Here is a 19668-nt window from a genome sequence, read left to right as displayed (position 1 = left end):
GCGGCGTTCCCGGCCCCCTGGCCCGTTGGGACCCGTCCCCCGCGCGCAGCCGAGGTGAACCCTATGGCACTTCCCCAGACGACCGCCGAAGCCTCGACACCGCCCCTTCGTTCGGCCCTCCGGCCCAGGCGGCAGGGCGCCCAGGTTCGCACCGGCGCCCTGCGCTGGCTGCTTCTGGGTCCCGCGCTGCTGATCGTCATGGCGACGGTGCTCTACCCGCTGGTCTCGTCGCTGATCACGTCGTTCCGCGACTGGCGGCTGATCTACTCGCCCACGCCCGGCCCCTTCGTGGGCTTTGCCAACTACGCCCGCGCGTTCACCGACGGCGGCTTCCTGAACAGCCTGGGCGTCAGCGCGGCCTACATGGTCCTCTCGGTGACCCTGACGCTGCTCATCGGGCTGGGCATCGCGCTGCTGCTCGCCAAGCCGACTCGGCTGAACGTGTTCGCGCGCACGCTGCTGATCTTTCCCTTCGCGGTCGCCCCAGTGCTCAAGGGCTACAGTTGGCGCTTCATGCTTGACCCCGACGCCGGGGTGTACGCCCGGTTGATCGGCGCGGTGGTGCCGCCCCTCAAGGGCTTCCTGTGGCTGGGGCACGAGTTCAGCGCGCTCCTGGCCCTCGCCATGTCGGAGGTCTGGGGCTGGGCGCCGCTCTTCGCCCTGATGTTTATCGGGGCGCTGGGGTCCATCCCCGCCGAGGTCAACGAGGCCGCCCGGGTGGACGGGGCCACGAACACCCAGATTTTCTTCCGCATCACGCTGCCGCTGCTGGCCCCCGTCATCTACATCGTGGGGCTGCTCAAGATCATCTCGGCCCTCAAGATGTTCGACCAGGTGGTCACCATGACGGGCGGCGGTCCGGGCGACTCGACCCAGACGCTGTACTACTACGTGTACCAGCTTGCGTTCCGCAACCTCGACATGGGCTACGCCTCAGCGGTGTCGTACCTGCTGGTGGTCGTCATGGGGCTCTTCGCCGTGCTGTACGTGCGCGTGCTGCTGAGGGAGCGCTGAATGAACAGTCCTGTCCCCGCCAGAAGTCTCACCCCCCGCCGCCGATTGGGGCAGACGCTCGAAACGCTCGGCACGCTGCTGGTGATCTTTTTCGTGGCGTTCCCGCTGCTGTGGATGCTGCTGACCGCCTTCAAGACGCAGGCCGACACGTTCTCGCCCAAGCTCCTGTTCCAGCCCACGCTCGACAACTTCCGCGCCGTCTTCGACAACCCGATCTGGCTGGGATCGCACGTGTGGGTGAGCGCGCTGGTGTCGTTCCTGACCGTCGCCATCACGGTGCCGCTGGGGGCCGCGGCCGCCTACGTCATCTCGCGGCACCGCTTCCGCGGGCGCGAAACGCTGTCGCTGCTCATCCTGATAACCCAGTTCATCCCGGCGGTGGTCGTCGCCATCCCCTTCTTCACGCTGTTTCGCAGCCTGAACCTGATCGACACGGCCGTGGGCCTCGTCATCCTCTACCTGTCGTTCACGCTGCCCTACGCGATCTGGCTGCTGCGCGGCTTTTTCGACGCCCTCCCGGTGGAGGTCGAGGAGGCGTCCTTCATCGACGGCTGCAACGAGCTTCAGACCCTGCGCCACGTGACGATCCCCCTGATCATGCCGGGCATCCTGGTGTCCGCGGTCTTCGCCTTCATCTCGGCCTGGAACGAGTTCTTCTTCGCGCTGATCCTGGCCCGCACGAACACCCAGACGCTGCCCATCGCCATCCAGGGCATCTCCGGGGCGAAGGGCCCCGAGTGGCAGAAGGTGGCGGCGGCGAGCATGGTCGTGATGCTGCCGATCATGGTGATGTCGCTGTTCATCCGCCGCTACTTCGTGGAGGGCATCACCGTCGGGGCGGTCAAGTGAGCCCACCCCCGGGCCGCGTTCCCAGAGCGAAACACGGCAAGTCGAATGCCCGGCCCGCAGCGGAAGTCGGCGGGGCGGCCTCTCCCACCCTGTCCGCGCCGCGCCGCACCTCCCGAAGGAGAACGCCCCACATGGACGACCGTGCCCAGGCCCCCCTCCCCGTCTTCGACTTCGCCGACCGCCCCGATATGGCCGACTTCGAGCGGGCCGCCGATACCGGGAGGCGGCAGCCGCTCGCCGGGTATGACCCCGACTACACCGACATCGTCGATTACATTGTGCGCTGCACCCACAAAATCTGGGAGGAGAAGGGCATCGGCCTGATCTACACCCACTACGGGCACAACGCCATCGTGCATTACTCCAGCGGGATCATGTACGGGCGCGAGGGCATGGTGGTGAACACCCTCCAGCGTCAGGCCGCCTACGCCGACCGCCGCGCCTACGCCGACGACGTGATCTGGAGCGGCAACGAGCAGGACGGTTTCTACACCTCGCACCGGGTGTCGAGCCTGGGCACGAACACCGGGTACACCGAGTTCGGGCCGCCGACGGGCCGGAAGATTCAGCGCTGGGGCTTCGCGGACTGTTTCAGCGTGCGCAACAAGATCGTCGAGGAATGGCTGATGAGCGACGCCATCACCGAGCTGCGCCAGATGGGGTATGACCCCCTCAAGCTGGCCCACGCCTCGGTGCTGCCCTGGAGCCCGCACACCCACGGCGAGGTGGACCGGCTGCCGACGGGACAACAGGCGCCCGAGTTCCACGACGTGCCCTCACCCGACGATCCGCAGGCGTTCGTCCGGGCCATCCTGCTGAACCTCTGGAACGCCCGCCTGGTCAACATGGTCCGCGAGCATTACGCCCCGGGCCACGTTGCCTTTGTGCCTGACTCCCGCAAGCTGTACGGCCACGGGGACTACGAGAACTTCGTCATCACGCTGCTCGCCAGCTTTCCCGACCTGGCCATGACGATCGATCACCAGTGCTTCCTGGGGGACGAGCGGCGCGGCTACCGGGTCGCCACGCGCTTCACCCTCCAGGGCACGCACGAGGGCTACGGGCCGTACGGCGCCCCGACTCGACGGCGCATCTTCCTCATCGGTGGGTCGCACCACATCATCCGGGGGGGCCAGATCGTCCAGGAGTGGACGCTGTTCGACGAATTCGCCCTGCTCAAGCAGCTTCACGCCCGGGTGGAAGGCTGAGGCGTGACGACCAGGCGCAGTCAGCCCAGGCCCGCCATATTCGATCTCGCTGGCCACCCCGACATGGCCGACTTCGAGCGGGCCGCGGGCACTGGACGCAGGCAACCGCTGGCGGGCTTCGACGACGATTACACGGACATCGTGGACTACATCGTCCGCTGCACGCACAAAATCTGGGAAGAAAAGGCCATCGGCCTGATCTACACCCACTACGCGCACAACGTCATCCTGCACACCTCGTTCGGCGTCACGTACGGCCGCGAGGCGGTGGTGCGAAACACCCTCGCCAGCCAGGCGGGCTTCACCGCGGGGCGCGGGTACGCCGATGACGTGATCTGGGGCGGGGACGAGCGAGACGGCTTTTACACCTCGCACCGCGTCCGGGGCTCTTCCATCAACACGGGACCGACCCCGCACGGCCCACCGACCCTCCGCCGGACAGCCCGCTGGGGCATCGCGGACTGCTTCATCCGGGAGAACCGCATCGTCGAGGAATGGCTCGTCCACGATGGGGCGAGCAGTCTGCGGCAGATGGGATATGACGCAGTGGCCCTGGCGAAAAAGGCCGTGCTTCCCGCCAGGCCGCACACGCACGGCGAGGTGGACCGCCTGCCGACCGGCCAACAGGCCCCGGCCTTTCTGGACGTGCCGGGTGCGCAAGCGGACCCACAGGGCTTCGTCGCCGCCCTCCTGCACAACCTCTGGAATGCCCGCCTCGTCAACATGGTGCGCGAGCATTACGCGCCGGGTCTCGTGGCCTACGTGCCCGGCGAGCGCAAGCTGTCCGGGTACGGCGATTACGAGAACTTCGTGATCACGTTCATGGCCTGCTTTCCCGACCTCGCGCTGACGATCGACCACCAGTGCGCCCTTCCGGCCCCCGGAGGCCACCGGGTCGCCACCCGCTTCACCCTGCAGGGCACGCACCAGGGCTACGGTCCCTACGGCGCACCGACCGGGCGGCGCATCTTCCTCATCGGGGCCAGCCATCACGTCATCCAGGGCGGCAAGGTCACTCAGGAATGGACGCTCTTCGACGAATTCGCCCTGCTCACCCAGCTCCACGCCCGCCAGGAGGCTCAGCAGTGACCGACGACATCCAGCCGCTCCCCGTCTTCGACTTCGCCGACCGGCCCGATATCGCCGACTTCGAGCGGGCAGCGGGCACCGGGCGCAGACAGGCGCTGCGCGGGTTCGATGCCGACTACACCGACATCGTGGACTACATCGTGCGGTGTACCCATAAGATCTGGGAAGAAAAGGCCATAGGGCTGATCTACACCCACTATGCCCACAACGCGATGGTGCATACCCCCGGCGGCACGATCTACGGGCGCGAGACGGTGGTGCGAAACACCCTCCAGAATCAGGCGATCTGGGGTGACCTGCGGGCCTATGCCGACGATGTGATCTGGGGCGGCAACGAGGACGAGGGGTATTACAGCTCCCACCGCCACGTGAACACGGCCACCCACACCGGATACACCGACTTCAGCCCGCCGACAGGGCGCAAAATCCTGTACTGGGGCATCGCCGACTGCCTGATCCGCGAGAACAGGATCGTGGAGGAGTGGCTGACCCATGACGGCGTGACCATCGTGAGGCAGATGGGGTACGACCCGCTGCGTCTGGCGAAACAGGCCGTCCTGCCCGCCACGCCTCACACCCACGGCGAGGTGGACCGCCTGCCCACCGGTCAGCAGGCGCCGGAGTTCGTAACGGTGCCAAACGCCGACGGGGACCCGCAGGGATTCATCCGGGCCGTCTGGCAGAACCTGTGGAATGCCCGGCTGGTCAACATGGTCCGCGAGCATTACTCGCCCGGCCTCGTCGCCTTCCTGCCCGACGCGCGCAAGCTGTACGGGTACGGCGACTACGAGAACTTCGTCATCACGCTGCTGGCCTGCTTCCCCGATCTGGCGGTCACCGTGGACCACCAGTGCGTGCTGGGCGACGACCGGCGCGGCTACCGGGTGGCGACACGCTCCACCTTCCAGGGCACCCACGAGGGGTACGGGCCGTACGGCGCCCCTACCGGGCGGCGCGTCTCCATGATCGTGATCAGCCACCACACCGTCCGGGACGGCAGGGTCGTGAAGGAATGGACGGTCTTTGACGAGTTCGCGCTCCTCAAACAATTGCACGGGCGGATCGGGGGTGCCAGTGTCAGCGGACCAGAGGTTACCGAAGTCAGCCAGTGAGCACGAGGAACGCGCCGTCCTCAGCGTGGAAGAGCGCGAGCTCGGTCCCCAGATGGCCCCGGTCGTGGCCGGGCGGCGGCAGAGCCTGGAGGGCTTTGGCGCCGATTACACCGACATCGTGGACTACATCGTCCGGTGTACGCACAAAATCTGGGAGGACAAGGCCGTCGGCCTGATCTACACCCACTACGCGCACAACACCCCGGTCCACCTCTCGGACGCCGAGTACTACGGGCGCGATCAGGTGGTCGAGAACACGGTGCGGACGCTGGCGGCCTTTCCCGACCTGCGCCTCTTCGGCGACGAGGTGATCTGGAGCGGCAATGACCGGGAAGGATTCCACTCCTCGCACCGGGTGACCTGGAGCGGCCACAATCTCGGCCACAGCATCTACGGGCCGCCCACCGGGAGGCGGGTGCAGCGCCGCGAGATCGCGCACTGCGTGGTGCGCCGAGGCCGCATCGTGGAGGAGTGGGTCGTCCACGACGAGACGGCGCTGATTCGCCAGCTCGGGCTGGATGAGGTCGAACTGGCCCGCACTCTCTCCCGGGCGGAGGCGGAACTGGGGTGGCAAGGTCCCGACACCCTCGTCGGCGAGGTGTCCCGGCTGCCCGGCCAGGGACACCCGCCCGTCCACGCGGACGGTGACCCACGCGACCCGGACGCGCTGCCGGGCCTGCTCTACGGGCTGGTCTGGAACGCCCGGATGCTCAACTACCTGGCCAAGTATTACGCGCCGAACGCTGTGGTGTGGGTGCCGGGGAACCGCCGCCTGGAGGGGCACGGCGACCTGACCGCTTACGTGCTGGGGCTGCTGGCCGCTTTTCCCGACGGGGCGATGAGCGTGGACCACGTGGCCTGGATCGGGAGCGAGGCGCAGGGGTACAGGGTGGCCGCGCGCTGGACCTTCCAGGGCACCCACGGGGGGCCGGGACCCTACGGGCCCCCCACCGGGCGGCGGGTGCGGGTGCTGGGAATCAGCCACTTCGAGGTGCGCGGCGGGCGCATCGAGCGCGAGTACATGGTCTGGGACGAGTTCGCCCTGCTCAAGCAGGTGTACCGCCCCGGTTGAAAGGACCCCCGATGGAATACTTCAAACAGGCCGCCCCCCAACCCCCTTCGGTGAATCAGGAAATCCGGGACACCGTTTCGCGCATCCTCTCCGACGTGGAGCGCGAGGGCCTGACTGCTGTGCGGCGCTACAGCGAGCGGTTCGACGGCCACAGCCCGCCCTCCTTCCGCATGTCCCCCGAGGAGATCACCCGGGTCACCTCGGAGGTCGAGGATTCCGTGGCCCGCGCGATCGACTTCAGCCTCACGCAGGTGCGGAACTTCGCGGAGTTGCAGCGCCGCACACTGGTGGACTTCGAGGCAGAGACCCTGCCCGGCGTGACCATCGGGCAGAAGCAGATTCCGGTGAACGCGGTGGGGGCGTACATCCCGGGGGGGCGCTACCCGATCACGGCGGCCCCGGCGATGACCATCGGGGTGCCGAAGGCGGCGGGCGTGCCCCGGGTGGTGGCCTGCGCGCCCGTCCAGCGCGGCACCGGCCGCATCAACCCCTCCCAGCTCTACGGCATCGTGAACAGTGGGGCCGACGAGATCTACACCATCGGTGGGGCGCAGGCGATGGCGGCGATGGCCTTCGGGCTGGAGGGCAGCCCGCCGCTGGAGGCCGTGGACATGATCGTGGGCGCGGGCAACGCCTACGTGGCCGAGGCCAAGCGGCAACTGTTCGGGGTGGTGGGCATTGACCTGCTCGCCGGACCCACCGAGATCTGCATCCTGGCCGACGACTCCGCCGACCCCGAACTCGTGGCCGCCGACCTGCTGGCCCAGGCCGAGCACGGGGTCAACTCGCAGTCGGTGCTGATCACGACTTCGCGGGCCCTGGCCGAGGCGGTCACACGCGAGATCGGGCGCCAGCTGTCCACTCTGCCCACCGCCGACGCCGCCGGGGTCTCCTGGCGCGACTACGGCGAGATCATCCTGGTGGAGTCCGACGAGGAGATGGCGCAGGTGTCCGACCGGGTGGCCTCCGAGCACCTGGAGGTGCAGACCCGCGACCCGGACTGGTTTCTCGCGCGGCTGACGAACTACGGCTCGCTCTTCCTGGGCCGGAACGCGGCGGTGGCGTACGCGGACAAGGGGATCGGCACGAATCACGTCCTGCCCACCAGCCGGGCGGCCCGCTACACGGGCGGGCTGTGGGTGGGCAAGTTCATCAAGACCGTGACCTGGCAGCGGGTCGCGGACGCCGCCAACCCGGTCGTCGCCCCGCCCTTCATCACGATGGCCGACACGGAGGGGATGGTCGGCCACGCGGACTCCATGCGGCTCAGAATCCGTGGGGCGTCAGGGGACTGATGGCGAGGGTCCTGCCGGTCGCCGTGGTGCAGGAGGCCCCGTTCCCGGTCGATGGGCCGCTGAGCCGCTTTGCCGAGCACGTGCAGGGGCTCGTGGCGGCCTTTCCGCAGGTCCGGATGATCGTCTACCCCGAACTCCACCTATTCGGGACCGAGGGACCCCTGAGGCGGGAACGGCTGCTGGAGGTGGCCGAGCCGCTCTCCGGCCCGCGCGCGTCAGCGCTGGGCGAACTGGCGGGGGACCTGGGCGTCTGGCTGGTGCCGGGGAGCGTGTGCGAGCGGGGCCCCGCGGGGCAACTGTTCAACACGGCCGTCGCCCTCTCTCCCGAGGGGCGCCTCGCCGCGTCGTACCGCAAGGTCTTTCCCTGGCGGCCCTACGAGCCGTTTGAGGCGGGGGACCATTTCGTGACCTTCGACCTGCCGGGAGTCGGGCGGGCCGGGTTTTCGGTCTGCTACGACGCCTGGTTCCCGGAGGTCACCCGCCACCTGGCCTGGATGGGCGCCGAGGTCGTGCTCAACCTCGTGAAGACGACGACCTGCGACCGGACCCAGGAGGTGATCCTGGCGCGGGCGAACGCCATCGTCAACCAGGTGTTCGTGGTGAGCGTGAACTGCGCGGGGCCGGAGGGGACGGGCCGCAGCCTGATCGTGGACCCGGAGGGGATCGTCCGGGCGGAGGCGGTTGGGGCGGCCCCGACCGTCCTGACCGATGTGCTCGACCTCGACCACGTTCCGCGCGTCCGGCAGTACGGCACGGTGGGGCTGACCCGCCCGTGGGACCAGTTCCGGCCCAGCGACCCGCCGCTGCCGCTGCCGCTGTACGGCGGAAGCATCGACCCGGGGCGCTGGAATCCGGATCGCCGCCACCCGGCAGAGGAAGCCCGGGTCGAGCGTGCCGAGTAGGCGGGGTGGGTCTGCCCACCCATCCCAGGAAGGAACCGCGTGACACAGGAACCCCCACCCGTCTTCGACTTCGCCGATCACCCGGACATCACCGATTTCGCCGCCGCCGCGAACAGCGGGCGCCGCCAGGACCTCGACGGCTTCGACCCGGAGTACGTGGACATCGTGGACTACATCGTGCGCTGCACCCACAGGATCTGGGAGGAGCGCGCGGTCCACCTGATCCACACGCACTACACCCACAACGCCCGGGTGCATACCTCGGACGGGCTGACGACGTACGGCGCCGAGGCCGTGGTGCGAAACACCCTCCGCAGCCAGGCGGCCTACAGCGGCTCCCGCTCGTTCGCGGACGACGTGATCTGGGGCGGCAACGCGCAGGACGGCTTCTACACCTCGCACCGCCTGTTCACGGTGGGCGTCAACACCGGCCACACCGACTACGGCCCGCCCACGGGGCGCCGCATCGGCCGCTGGATTGTTGCCGACTGCCGCATCAAGGACAACCGCATCTTTGAAGAGTGGCTGGTGGGCGACCACAGCGCCGAGTTGCGCCAGCTCGGCTATGACCCCCTGGAACTCGCCCGCGCGGGTGCGCCCGTGCCCCCCGTGCCGCCCGGCGAGCCCACCGGGGAGGACGGGCAGCTCCCGCCCACCCTCCTGGCGCTGCCCGCTCCCGAGGAGGCGGAGGCCTTTGTGCGTGCCCTGCTGCACAACCTGTGGAACGCGCGAATGCTGAGCCTGGTGCGCGCCTGCTACGCCCCCGAACACGTGGCCTGGGTGCCGGGCCACCGGCAGCTTTACGGGCACGGCGACTACGAGCAGTTCGTGCTGGGGCTGATGGCGCAGTTTTCCGACCTGCGGCTGAGCGTGGACCACGTGTGCGTGCTGGGCGACGCGGGGCGAGGGCACCGCGTCGCCACCCGCTGGACCCTGCAGGGGACCCACGACGGTCCCGGCCGCTACGGGCGGCCCACCGGGCGGCGCGTGCGGATGCTGGGCGTGACGCATCACGAGCTGCGGGGCGGGCTGATCCGGCAGGAGTGGACGCTGTTCGACGAGTTCGCGCTGCTCAGGCAGCTTCACGCGCCGCTGGCGCCGGAGCACGCCCCCTTCGCGGCCGGGTTCGCGCCCTCCGCCCCCGGGGAGCCGACCCTCCTGTGAGCCCCCCGGGAGAACGCGGGTCCGGCCTGCCCGGAGGGCGCGGCTCCCTGTCCCGGCCGTGACCGGCGCCCCGGACCGCCACCGCCCGCTCTTTCATTTCACGCCCGCGCGCCACTGGATGAACGACCCCAACGGCCTGCTGCACTTCGGGGGCGAGTACCACCTGTTCTACCAGCACAACCCCTTCGGCCCCATCCACGGGCACCTAAGCTGGGCTCACGCGGTCAGCCGCGACCTGGTGGCCTGGGAGCATCTCGGGGTGGCGCTGCCCGAGCGCCCGGACCGGGCCATCTACTCGGGGAGCGCCGTGGTGGACTGGCACAACACAAGCGGGCTGGGGCTCGGGGACGTCCCGCCCTTCGTCGCGCTGTACACCGGCCACCGGGCGGGTCACCAGGCGCAGTACCTCGCCTACAGTCAGGACCGCGGGCGAACCTGGCACGACCCCTGGGAGCGGCCCGTGCTGGACCCCGGTAAGGCTGACTTCCGGGACCCCAGGGTGTTCTGGCACGGCGAGACCGGGCGCTGGGTCATGGCGGTCGCCCATCCCGCCGAGCGCCAGGTGGAGATCTTCAGCTCGCCGAACCTGCGCGACTGGACCCCGCAGAGTGTGTTCGGCCCCGCGGGTGACACGCGGGGTCCCTGGGAGGTGCCCGAGCTGTTTGCTCTGACGGACGAGCGGGGCGTGGATCATTGGGTGCTCAAGGTGGACGTGTACCCGGGCCGCCCCTTCGGGAGGTCGGGCGGCCAGTATTTCGTGGGGACGTTCGACGGCGTGACGTTCAGGCCGACCACACCCGCACGTCCCCTCGACCACGGCCCGGACTTCTACGCGGCCCTGTCCTTCTCGGACCTACCCGGACGGCGGGTCTGGCTGGGCTGGATGAACCACTGGCGGTACGCCTCCCGCCTGCCCACCGGGCCGTGGCGCGGCACGCTGAGCTTTCCGCGCGAGCTGTCCCTGGTCCGGTCCGCCGGGGGGCCCGTGTTGCGGCAGCGGCCCGTCGCCGAACTCGACCGGCTCCGTGGGGCCGAATTTCGCCTCACGGGGAGCCCGCTGCGGGAGGGCGTGCCGCTCACCCTCACGCCCCGCGCCCGGCCCGCCCTGGACCTGACCCTCGATCTGGCCGGGCGCGGGGCGCGCCGTCTCGACCTCCTGATTCGGGGCGGGGCGCGGGAGGAGGTGGTGCTCTCGCATGACCTGGAGGGGAACCGCCTCGTCCTCCGGCGCAGGACTGCCCCCTCCGTCGGCGCGCCGGAAGGCTTCGATGGGGAGTACGGGGCGCCGCTCACGGCGGGGAACGGCCTCCTCTCGCTGCGGGTCCTCATGCACCGCTCGTCCGTGGAGGTGTTCGCGGAGGACGGGCGCGTGGTGATGACCGCCCTGGCCTTTCCCGAGGAGGTGGGCTGGACCGTTGCGGCCGTGGCGCGCGGGGGGGACGCCGAGGTGGTGCGGTCCACGGTCTGTTCCCTCGCGGCGTCCCCACCGGGATGAGCGGGGCGGCGAGGGGAGGGCCGTCCATCACCAGACCCACGGGGCGCGGCTTTGCCCCCGACCCTTCATGCAGAATGCGGGAGATCCATGGAAAGGGTATACGACTGCATCGTGCTGGGAGCTGGGGGTGCCGGAACGAGCGCTGCCTACCACCTCGCCCGGCGGGGGCGGCGGGTGCTGCTGCTCGACCAGTTCGCTGTTCCGCACGACCGGGGGTCCAGCCACGGCCACTCGCGCATCTTCCGCCTTGCCTATGACCACCCCGACTACGTTCACCTCGCCCAGCACGCCCTCGACCGGTGGCGCGAGCTGGAAGAGGTCTCCGGGCAGACCCTGCTGACCCTGACGGGCGGCCTCGACCTCGGCCCCGGGGCGTTGCCGGGCCTGCGGGCCGTCGAGGAGAGCCTGCGGGGGGCGGGCGCGCAGGTCGAGACCCTGGACGCCGGGGCGCTCATGCGGCGCTTCCCGCAGTGGAGGGTTCCCGGGGACTGGGCGGCCGTCTACTCGCCCGACGCGGGCATCGTCAACCCCACGCAGACGGTCGAACTGCTCGCGGCCCTGGCCCGCTCGGAGGGGGCGACCGTGCTCGAACACACCCCGGCGCTGGACCTCGACCTGGGCGACCCGCGGGCCCCGGTCGTCCGCACCCCGCGGGGGACCTTTGCCTGCCGCCGCCTGATCGTCGCCGCGGGCGCCTGGCTGCCCCACCTCGTGCCGGAACTCACGCCGACCCTGCGGGTCACGCTGGAGACGACCGCCTTTTTCCGGGTCCGGGACCTGGCCGCCTTCCTGCCTGGCCGCTTCCCGGTGTTCATCCAGCACGCCCGGGTGGGGGAGGCCGAGGTCTACGGCTTCCCCGCCTTCGGACTTCCCGGCGTGAAGATCGCCGAACACCTCCAGGGACCAGCCACGACGGCCGAAACCCGGAGCTTCGAGGTGGACGGCGCAACCCTCGCGCGGCTGGGGGCCTATCTGGAGCGCCACCTGCCCGGGGCGGCGGGCCCGGTCATGCAGGCCCGGACCTGCCTGTACACGACGACCCCGACCCAGGACTTCCTGCTGGACACCCATGACGCCGTGGTCCCTGGCGGTTCACCGTCCGTGCTGCTCGCCTCGCCATGTAGCGGGCACGGGTTCAAGTTCGTGCCCGCGCTGGGTGAACTGATGGCCGACTGGGCGGACGGCGTGACCCACCCGCTCCATTTCGGGCGCTTCCGGGCCGGGCGGGCGCGGAATACCCTCACCTCCGCAGGGTCCTGACCCCGCCGGGCCGCCTCCCGGGAGACGCCATGTCCTACTCCATCACGCTGGGCCACCGACACTACACCTTCCCGGACCTCAGGAGCGTGCTCGCCCGCGCCAGCCCGGCCCGCTCGGGTGACGAGCTGGCGGGGCTGGCTGCCGCGAGCGCCCACGAGCGGGCGGCGGCGCGGTACGTGCTCGCCGGGCTGCCGCTGCGCCTGTTCCTCGAACAGCCGCTCATCCCCTACGAGACCGACGAGGTCACCCGGCTGATCGTGGACACCCACGACGCGGCGGCCTTCGCGCCCGTGGCGGGGCTGACCGTCGGCGAGTTCCGCGACTGGTTGCTGGGGGAGGAGGTCACCCCGGAGCTGCTCGCCGCCCTCGCCCCCGGCCTCACCCCCGAGATGGTCGCCGCGGTGAGCAAGCTGATGCGAAACCAGGACCTGATCCTGGTCGCCCGCCGCTGCCGGGTCGTCACCGCCTTTCGCACCACGCTGGGGCTGCCGGGCCACTTCTCGATGCGGCTGCAACCCAACCACCCCACCGACGATCCCCGGGGCATCCTGGCCTCGGTCATCGATGGGCTGATGTTCGGCATCGGGGACGCGGTCATCGGCGTGAACCCGGCGTTGGATAGCGTGGCCTCCACGGTCCGGCTGCTGCACCTGCTCGACGACCTGCGCCAGGACCTGGAGCTGCCCGCCCAGACCTGCGTGCTCGCCCACCTCACCACGCAGCTCGCCGCCCTCGGGGCGGGCGCGCCCCTCGACGTGATCTTCCAGTCGGTCGCGGGCACCCAGACGGCCAACGCGGGGTTCGGGGTCGACCTGGCGCTGCTGCGTGAGGGCCGGGACGCCGCGCTGTCGTTGAACCGGGGCACGGCCGGGCAGAACGTCATGTACTGCGAGACCGGCCAGGGGAGCGCCCTCTCCGCGAACGCCCACCACGGGGTGGACCAGCAGACCTGCGAGGCGCGGGCGTACGCGGTGGCCCGCTCGCTCTCGCCCCTGATCGTGAACACGGTGGTGGGCTTTATCGGGCCCGAGTACCTGTACGACGGCAAGCAGATCATCCGCGCCGGGCTGGAGGATCATTTCTGCGGCAAACTCCTCGGCCTGCCGATGGGCTGCGACATCTGCTACACCAACCACGCCGAGGCCGATCAGGACGACATGGACACGCTGCTCACCCTGCTCGCCTCGGCGGGGCTGACCTTCGCCATCGGGGTGCCGGGGGCCGACGACATCATGCTGAACTACCAGTCCACGAGCTACCACGACGCCTGGTACGTCCGCGGGCTCTTCGGCCTGAAGCCCGCCCCCGAGTTCGCAGGGTGGCTGGAGCGCATGGGTATCGCGCAAGGGGGGCGGCTGCTCCCCCCCGATCCGGCCCGCACCCGGCGCCTGCTGGGCTGGGGCGGCGCGTGAGGGGGGAGATCGAGCCGGGGGTGACCCCCTCCCCCTGGGAGGAACTGCGCGCCCACACCCGCGCCCGCATCGCCCTGGGCCGGGCGGGGCACAGCCTGCCCACGCGCGAGGTGCTCGCCTTCGGCGAGGCGCACGCCCGCGCCCGGGACGCCGTCCATACCCCGGTGGACTTCGGCGCGGTGGAGGCCGTGCTGGGGGAGGCGGGCGTGCCGCACCTCCACCTGCAGACCGAGGCCGACAGCCGCGAGACCTACCTGCGCCGTCCCGACCTGGGGCGAACGGTGGGAGAGGTGGCCCTTGGCCGCCTGCGCCCGCACGCGGGAACGTACGAAGTGGCCCTGGTGGTGGGTGACGGGCTCAGCGCCCCCGCCATCCGGGAGAGCGCGCCGCCCTTTCTGCGGGCGCTGCTGGCCGAGCTCTCCGGCTACCGCCTCGCGCCGGTGGTCCTGCTCCGGCACGCCCGGGTGGCCGCCGCCGACCCCATCGGCGAGGTGCTGGGCGCGCGGCTGACCCTGATCGCGCTGGGAGAGCGGCCCGGGCTGCTGACGCCGGAGAGCCTGGGGCTCTACCTCACCTACGCTCCGCGCGTGGGCCGCCTGGACGCCGAGCGCAACTGCATCAGCAACATCCACGTGGGGGGCCTGCGGGCGGACGTGGCGGCCCGGGCCACGCGCCAGCTCGTGCAGGCCAGCTTGCGCCGGGAACTCAGCGGGGTACGCCTGCCCGCGGGGGACGCCCTGCCGGAGGGGTGACGGGGTGCCGGGAAAGAATGATGCGGGCCCAGGTTCCTGGCGTTCGCCGGGGCTCGCCGGTTCCCGCACGCTCAACCCCCGCCCCGGCTCCTGCGGCGGGCGCGGGCAGGAAGACCCCACCGCCGCTACAGCGGCGGCGTGAACCGCCCGTCCATGCTGGTCCAGCCGCCGTCCACGAACAGGATCGTGCCGGTCACAAAGGACGCGGCCTCCGAGGCGAGGTAGACCACGGCCCCGGCCAGCTCTTCCGGCCTGCCCCAGCGGCCGAACACGCTCTTTTGCGCGTAGGCGTCGGCCCACTGCGGGTTGTTCTTGATGGGCGCGGTGAGCGGCGTGTCGATCACGCCGGGGGCGACGGCATTGGCGCGCACCCCCCGCCCCCCCAGCTCACTGGCGAGGCCGCGCAGCAGTTGCAGGGTGCCCGCCTTCGTCGCCGCGTACACGCTCTGGCCGGGCTCTACGACCTGCGAGCGCACCGACGAGAAGGCGATCAGGCTGCCGCCGCCCCCATCGGCCATCGCCCGGCCCGCACTCCGCAGGACGTTGAAGGTGCCGCCCATGTTGACGCGCAACACCCGCTCGAATTCCTCAGGGGTGTAGTCGAGCAGCGGCTTGCGCACGTTGATGCTGGGGCTGCTCACCCCGATGTCGAGCCGACCGTGCCCGCGCAGGATGCCCGCCACGGCGCCTTCCACGGCACCCGCGTCGGTGAGGTCGAGGGGGAGGCCCTCGGCGGCGTACCCCGCCTGCCGGATGGCGTTCGCCGTCCGTGAGGCCGCTTCCCCGTTCAGGTCCGCCACGACCACGTGGGCGCCGTTGGCCGCGAGGGCATGCGCGCTGGCCTCCCCGATGCCGCTGCCGCCCCCCACCAGGAGGGCCACCTTGCCGTCGAGCCGGAACATCGTCGCGTAATCCATAAGCCTCCAGACGGGGGACGGTCACTCGTCCCGGTTCAGGAACAGCACCGCGGCCGCCGCGTACATCCGGGCGGCGCCGATCACCGCGCGCAGCGGGACATGTTCATCCACCCGATGCGGGATGGTGCGGTCCCCCGGGCCGATGGTCACGATGGGCACCCCCCCCCAGGCGTGCAGGAAGGTGCCGTCGGTGGCCCCCGGCACGCCGCCGAAGTGCAGCGGCTGCCCGGTGAGGTCCAGCGCCCGGACAACGGCCCGCACGACCGGTGCGTCGGGGGGCGTCTGGGTCGCCGGGCGGTCCTCGTACACGTCGAGCGCGGCCGAGATGCCCGGGAAGTCCGCTAGGACCGACCGGATCAGGTCCCGAACCTGCCCGGCCAGCGCGGCGTGGTTCACCCCGGGCACGGTGCGGATGTCCAGCCCCACCCGGCACGTGCCGGGAATGACGTTGTTCTGCCCCGGCCCCGCGTTCGCCTCGAACACGGTGGGGGTGAGGTACACGTCACCCAGCAGCTCGTGCCGAGCGTCCCGCCACTCCCGTTCGAGAGCGGCCAGTCCCCCCACAAGGGCCGCCGCCGCCGGAATAGGGTTGGCGCCCGCGTAGGGCATCGCGCCGTGGGCCATCCGCCCGGTGAAGGTCACCCACGCGCGCATCGCGCCTTTCTGGCACAGGCAGACCTCGTTCTCCTCGGGCTCGCAGATGATCGCCCCGCCAAAGCCACGCGCGTACCCCGCCCGCACGAACGCCTTGACGCCCAGCATCAGCCCCTCCTCGTCGCAGAGGATGGCGAGGCGCAGGGGGCGGGGTGGGGCGGGCGTCACCTCCCGCACGGCGACGGCGGCGCAGATCGCGGCGGCCAGGCCCGCCTTCATGTCGGCGCTGCCCCGCCCGTGCAGCAGGCCGTTCTCGATCCGTCCCTCGAAGGGGGGAATGACCCAGCCGCCCGGGTCGCCGACCGACACCACGTCGGTGTGCCCCTCGAAGATCAGGCCGCCCTCCCCCGTGCCCAGGTCGGCGATCAGGTTGGGACGGCCCGGGGCGACCTCCTGCCGGGTGACAGTGAAGCCGCGCTCCCGCAGGTACGGCTCCAGGAAGTCGGCGGCGGCGGCCTCGCCGGGCAGGGGCGCCTGGGTGTCGAGGCGCACGAGCGACTGGGCGAGGTGGGTCAGGGCCTCCTCGTCCACGGCCTCGGCGGCTCGCCGGGCGAGGTCGTGCGGGGCGTCACGGGGGATGGTCGCTGAAGGGTCGATGGCAAACCTCCTGGCGGGGAAGAGGACTTCAGGGCGGTGAGGGGCGGCTGGCCGCCTCCCGGTACGCGGGCCAGCGGCCCAGGGTGCGGGCGTTCAGGACCCCGTGAACGACGGCCCGGGCGAGCGTGTCGGCGGCGACGGTGCCCAGTCGGCTGAGGTCCCCGGGGGTCTCCACGGGCGGACCCCCGGTGGCCGCCGAGAACACCACGTCGCCGTCGAAGAGGGTGTGGACCGGCCAGATGGAGCGGGGCAGGCCGTCCTGGGCCATCTGCGCGACCTTCAGAGCCTGCGCCTTGCCCAGGGTGCGGTTCACGGCGACGAGGCCGAGGGTGGTGTTCTGGCCGGGGCGCGGCAGGTCGGCGGGGGGCAGCAGGCCGAGGTCCACCGGGGGGAGCGGCCCGGCGAACTCCCCGGCGAGTTCGAGGTGTTCCGCATAGAGTCGGCCGGTCGTGGGCGAGAAGACCTGCCCGGCGGCGTTGAGGGCCACGAGCGCGCCGACCACGCTGCCGTCGTCCAGCACGGTGCTCGCCGTGCCCACGCCGCCCTTGAGGACGCCCACCACGGCCCCGGTGCCCGCGCCGACATTGCCCTGCCCGACCGGACCTGTCCGGGCATTCTCCGCCGCCCGGTAGCCGAAGGAGGCGTCCGGGCGCCCCCCGAAGTTCCCGCCGCGCCCCAGGTCGAACAGCACGGCCCCGGGCACGATGGGGACCACCCGGCCCTCCCCGACCCCGAAGCCCACGCTGCGCTCCTCCAGGTAGCGCATCACGCCGCCCGCCGCGTCGAGCCCGTAGGCGCTGCCGCCGCTCAGCAGCAGGGCGTGGATGTGGCTCACGGCGTTCTCGGGCTGCAGCAGGTCCGTCTCGCGGGTGCCGGGGGCGGCGCCGCGCACGTCCACAGCCGCCACGGCGCCCCCACCGAACAGCACCACGGTGGTTCCAGTCGCCTGAGCGAGATCGGTGTGGTGGCCCACCCGCACGCCCGCCACATCGGTAATGGCGTTCAGCGGACCGGGGCGCCGGTCCCCCTCACGTTGACTCCCCGCCGCCGAGGCCTCGAAGCTGGTCATGGCCCTCCCTCCCGGCCCCGCAGGCCGTCGCCGAGCAGGTTGAAGCCCAGCACGGCGAGCATGATCGCCACGCCGGGCACCAGGGTCGGATAGGCGGAGAGGTACAGGAAGCTCTGCGCCTCCCGCAGCATGTTGCCCCAGCTCGCCTGGGGGGGCTGGATGCCGAGCCCCAGGTACGACAGCGCCCCCTCGATCAGGATGGCCGCCCCCAGCGTGAAGCTCGCCTGCACGATCAGCGGCGTGAGGATGTTGGGCAGCACGTGCCGCCCCAGCACCCGCGCCGGTCGGGCCCCCAGCGCCTGCGCCGCCTCGACATACGGCTCGGCCCGCACCGAGACCGCTCCCGACCGCGCCAGCCGCGCGAAGACCGGCACGGCGCTCACTCCCACGGCGAGCATGGCGGGGAGGAGTCCCGCACCCCAGGCCGTCACCAGCAGCATCACCAGCAGCAGGGTGGGGAAGACGTACACCGCGTCGAGCAGCAGCGTGAGGGTCCGGTCGAGGGCGCCGCCGTAGAACCCGGCCAGCAGCCCCAGCGGCAGGCCCAGCCCCAGCCCCACGCCCACCGCCACCAGGCCCACGGCAAGGGCACTCCTCGCGCCCACCATCACCCGCGCCAGCAGGTCGCGCCCGAAGGCGTCCGTGCCCAGCGGGTGCCCGCCCCCCGGCGGTTTGAGCCGCGCGAGCAGGTCGCCCGCGTTGGGGTCGGCGGGGAGCCACACCAGGCTCACCAGCGCCGCCAATCCCACCAGCCCCACCAGCCCCATGCCGAGGGTCAGCGAGGCATTCCCCCGCCGCCTCGCCGTCCTTCCCGGTGCCCCCTCAGTCTCCACCTTGGAGAGCGACCTAGCCATAGCGCACCCGGGGATCGACCAGGCCGTACGCGAGGTCCACGAGCAGGTTGACGGTCACCACGAAGAGCGCGAGCACCAGCACGGCGCCCTGCACGAGCGGGAAGTCGCGCGCCGAGATGGCTTGCAGGGCCAGCGTGCCCATCCCCGGCAGCGCGAAGACGTTCTCCACGATCACGGTGCCGGTGAGCAGTTCGGCGAACTCCAGGCCCAGCACCGTCAGGAGCGGGATCAGGGCATTCCGCAGGCCGTGGCGCAGCAGCACCTGGCGTTCGGGAAGGCCCTTGGCCCGGGCGGTGCGGACATGGTCGCTCCGCATCGTTTCCAGCAGGGCGGCCCGCACCATGCGAGTGGACAGGCTGACCCGCACGAGTACAAGGGTCAGCATCGGCAGGATCAGGTCGCGCGCGCCGCGGAAGCCGGTGGAGGCCAGCAGCCGGTACTTCACCGCGAACACCAGGATGAGGAGCAGTCCCAGCCAGAAGGCCGGAACCGCCGAGAGCAGGGTCAGCACCGCGCGCAGCGTGAGGTCGAGCCACGAGCCCTCGCGCCGGGCCGCCAGGATCCCCAGGCCGAGCGCGAGCAAAGCCGTCAGCCCCAGGCTGAGCAGCGCCAACGTCAGCGTGAAGGGGAGCCGGGTGCCCAGCAGCCCCGTCACCGGCTGGCTGTAGCGGATGGACGTGCCCAGATCGCCGCGCAGGGCGCCCGTCAGCCACCCCAGGTAGCGGCCCAGCGGCGGCTCGTTCAGCCCCAGCTGCTCGCGCAACGCCGCCACCGCCCCCGGCGTCGCTCCCACGCCGAGCAGGCTCAGCGCCGGGTCCCCCGGGATCAGATTCAGGCTGAAGAACACGATCAGGCTGGCAATCAGCAGGGTCACCAGGGCGATCAGGAGACGCCACAGGACCAGGGAGGCATTCACGTGGGGGCGGCGTCCTTTCCCACGCCTTTCACGCCCG

The 19668-nt window shown here is 71.1% G+C and carries 18 protein-coding genes; 13 read left to right on the top strand and 5 right to left on the bottom strand.

All coding sequences use genetic code 11. The features are described 5' to 3' along the window. The first annotated feature begins 63 nt into the window (after positions 1 to 63). From F784_RS0107035 to eutC, 13 genes are all read left to right on the top strand, one after another. Positions 64 to 1014, top strand: coding sequence for a carbohydrate ABC transporter permease (locus tag F784_RS0107035; RefSeq protein ID WP_019586016.1), 951 nt, complete (start codon positions 64 to 66; stop codon positions 1012 to 1014). Then, the gene (locus F784_RS0107030) at positions 1015 to 1863 is read left to right on the top strand and encodes a carbohydrate ABC transporter permease (RefSeq protein WP_157465103.1); all 849 of its coding nucleotides are present in this window, start codon (positions 1015 to 1017) and stop codon (positions 1861 to 1863) included. A 131-nt stretch (positions 1864 to 1994) separates the two neighbouring features. Beyond that, positions 1995 to 3071: a nuclear transport factor 2 family protein gene (locus F784_RS0107025; protein WP_019586014.1), complete on the top strand. Its 1077-nt coding sequence runs from the start codon at positions 1995 to 1997 to the stop codon at positions 3069 to 3071. A gap of 3 nt (positions 3072 to 3074) precedes the next feature. Further along, complete coding sequence (locus tag F784_RS0107020) at positions 3075 to 4160, top strand: nuclear transport factor 2 family protein (RefSeq protein WP_245557775.1); 1086 nt, start codon at positions 3075 to 3077, stop codon at positions 4158 to 4160. After that, positions 4157 to 5272 (top strand): nuclear transport factor 2 family protein, encoded by a 1116-nt coding sequence (locus F784_RS0107015; RefSeq protein WP_019586012.1) that lies wholly within the window; start codon positions 4157 to 4159, stop codon positions 5270 to 5272. Before F784_RS0107020 ends, F784_RS0107015 begins: the two co-directional genes overlap by 4 nt. Before the next feature lie 25 nt (positions 5273 to 5297). Beyond that, positions 5298 to 6344, top strand: a complete 1047-nt coding sequence (locus F784_RS0107010; RefSeq protein ID WP_245557774.1) for an ester cyclase — start codon at positions 5298 to 5300, stop codon at positions 6342 to 6344. A gap of 11 nt (positions 6345 to 6355) precedes the next feature. Further along, the gene (gene hisD, locus F784_RS0107005; RefSeq protein ID WP_019586010.1) at positions 6356 to 7639 is read left to right on the top strand and encodes a histidinol dehydrogenase; all 1284 of its coding nucleotides are present in this window, start codon (positions 6356 to 6358) and stop codon (positions 7637 to 7639) included. Next, positions 7639 to 8541, top strand: a complete 903-nt coding sequence (locus F784_RS22465) for a carbon-nitrogen hydrolase family protein (RefSeq protein WP_019586009.1) — start codon at positions 7639 to 7641, stop codon at positions 8539 to 8541. Before hisD ends, F784_RS22465 begins: the two co-directional genes overlap by 1 nt. A gap of 39 nt (positions 8542 to 8580) precedes the next feature. Further along, the gene (locus tag F784_RS0106995; protein WP_019586008.1) at positions 8581 to 9705 is read left to right on the top strand and encodes a nuclear transport factor 2 family protein; all 1125 of its coding nucleotides are present in this window, start codon (positions 8581 to 8583) and stop codon (positions 9703 to 9705) included. A 58-nt stretch (positions 9706 to 9763) separates the two neighbouring features. Next, positions 9764 to 11200, top strand: coding sequence for a glycoside hydrolase family 32 protein (locus F784_RS0106990; protein ID WP_019586007.1), 1437 nt, complete (start codon positions 9764 to 9766; stop codon positions 11198 to 11200). An 87-nt stretch (positions 11201 to 11287) separates the two neighbouring features. Further along, a complete protein-coding gene (gene solA / locus F784_RS0106985) occupies positions 11288 to 12460 on the top strand; it encodes an N-methyl-L-tryptophan oxidase (protein WP_019586006.1) in 1173 nt (390 codons plus the stop codon). A gap of 29 nt (positions 12461 to 12489) precedes the next feature. Further along, a complete protein-coding gene (locus F784_RS0106980) occupies positions 12490 to 13872 on the top strand; it encodes an ethanolamine ammonia-lyase subunit EutB (protein ID WP_019586005.1) in 1383 nt (460 codons plus the stop codon). 20 nt (positions 13873 to 13892) lie between these two features. Further along, a complete protein-coding gene (gene eutC / locus F784_RS0106975; RefSeq protein ID WP_245557773.1) occupies positions 13893 to 14624 on the top strand; it encodes an ethanolamine ammonia-lyase subunit EutC in 732 nt (243 codons plus the stop codon). A gap of 125 nt (positions 14625 to 14749) precedes the next feature. On the opposite strand, the gene F784_RS0106970 is transcribed toward eutC, so the two are convergent. The 5 genes from F784_RS0106970 to F784_RS0106950 form a co-directional block, all read right to left on the bottom strand. Then, positions 14750 to 15541, bottom strand: a complete 792-nt coding sequence (locus F784_RS0106970) for an SDR family NAD(P)-dependent oxidoreductase (protein WP_019586003.1) — start codon at positions 15539 to 15541, stop codon at positions 14750 to 14752. Between the two features lie 21 nt (positions 15542 to 15562). Next, positions 15563 to 16726, bottom strand: a complete 1164-nt coding sequence (locus F784_RS0106965; protein ID WP_019586002.1) for a M20 family metallopeptidase — start codon at positions 16724 to 16726, stop codon at positions 15563 to 15565. 94 nt (positions 16727 to 16820) lie between these two features. Next, on the bottom strand, positions 16821 to 17861 hold the full coding sequence (locus tag F784_RS0106960) for a P1 family peptidase (protein ID WP_019586001.1): 1041 nt from the start codon (positions 17859 to 17861) through the stop codon (positions 16821 to 16823). Then, a complete protein-coding gene (locus tag F784_RS0106955; RefSeq protein WP_157465101.1) occupies positions 17858 to 18715 on the bottom strand; it encodes an ABC transporter permease in 858 nt (285 codons plus the stop codon). Before F784_RS0106955 ends, F784_RS0106960 begins: the two co-directional genes overlap by 4 nt. After that, on the bottom strand, positions 18708 to 19631 hold the full coding sequence (locus tag F784_RS0106950) for an ABC transporter permease (RefSeq protein ID WP_019585999.1): 924 nt from the start codon (positions 19629 to 19631) through the stop codon (positions 18708 to 18710). The genes F784_RS0106955 and F784_RS0106950 overlap by 8 nt, the downstream gene beginning before the upstream one ends. Positions 19632 to 19668 lie beyond the last annotated feature (37 nt).

The sequence above is a fragment of the Deinococcus apachensis DSM 19763 genome, from assembly GCF_000381345.1.
Taxonomy (GTDB): Bacteria; Deinococcota; Deinococci; order Deinococcales; family Deinococcaceae; genus Deinococcus; species Deinococcus apachensis.
The sequence above is the reverse complement of the archived record's forward strand: the minus strand, read 5'-3'. Positions and strand labels throughout refer to the sequence as shown.

Coding starts and splice junctions, on each gene's coding strand:
- F784_RS0107025 (WP_019586014.1), top strand. CDS start 1,995: ATGGACGACCGTGCCCAGGCCCCCCTCCCCGTCTTCGACTTCGCCGAC.
- F784_RS0107030 (WP_157465103.1), top strand. CDS start 1,015: ATGAACAGTCCTGTCCCCGCCAGAAGTCTCACCCCCCGCCGCCGATTG.
- F784_RS0106955 (WP_157465101.1), bottom strand. CDS start 18,715: ATGGCTAGGTCGCTCTCCAAGGTGGAGACTGAGGGGGCACCGGGAAGG.
- F784_RS0106980 (WP_019586005.1), top strand. CDS start 12,490: ATGTCCTACTCCATCACGCTGGGCCACCGACACTACACCTTCCCGGAC.
- F784_RS0106960 (WP_019586001.1), bottom strand. CDS start 17,861: ATGACCAGCTTCGAGGCCTCGGCGGCGGGGAGTCAACGTGAGGGGGAC.
- F784_RS22465 (WP_019586009.1), top strand. CDS start 7,639: ATGGCGAGGGTCCTGCCGGTCGCCGTGGTGCAGGAGGCCCCGTTCCCG.
- solA (WP_019586006.1), top strand. CDS start 11,288: ATGGAAAGGGTATACGACTGCATCGTGCTGGGAGCTGGGGGTGCCGGA.
- F784_RS0106970 (WP_019586003.1), bottom strand. CDS start 15,541: ATGGATTACGCGACGATGTTCCGGCTCGACGGCAAGGTGGCCCTCCTG.
- F784_RS0107035 (WP_019586016.1), top strand. CDS start 64: ATGGCACTTCCCCAGACGACCGCCGAAGCCTCGACACCGCCCCTTCGT.
- hisD (WP_019586010.1), top strand. CDS start 6,356: ATGGAATACTTCAAACAGGCCGCCCCCCAACCCCCTTCGGTGAATCAG.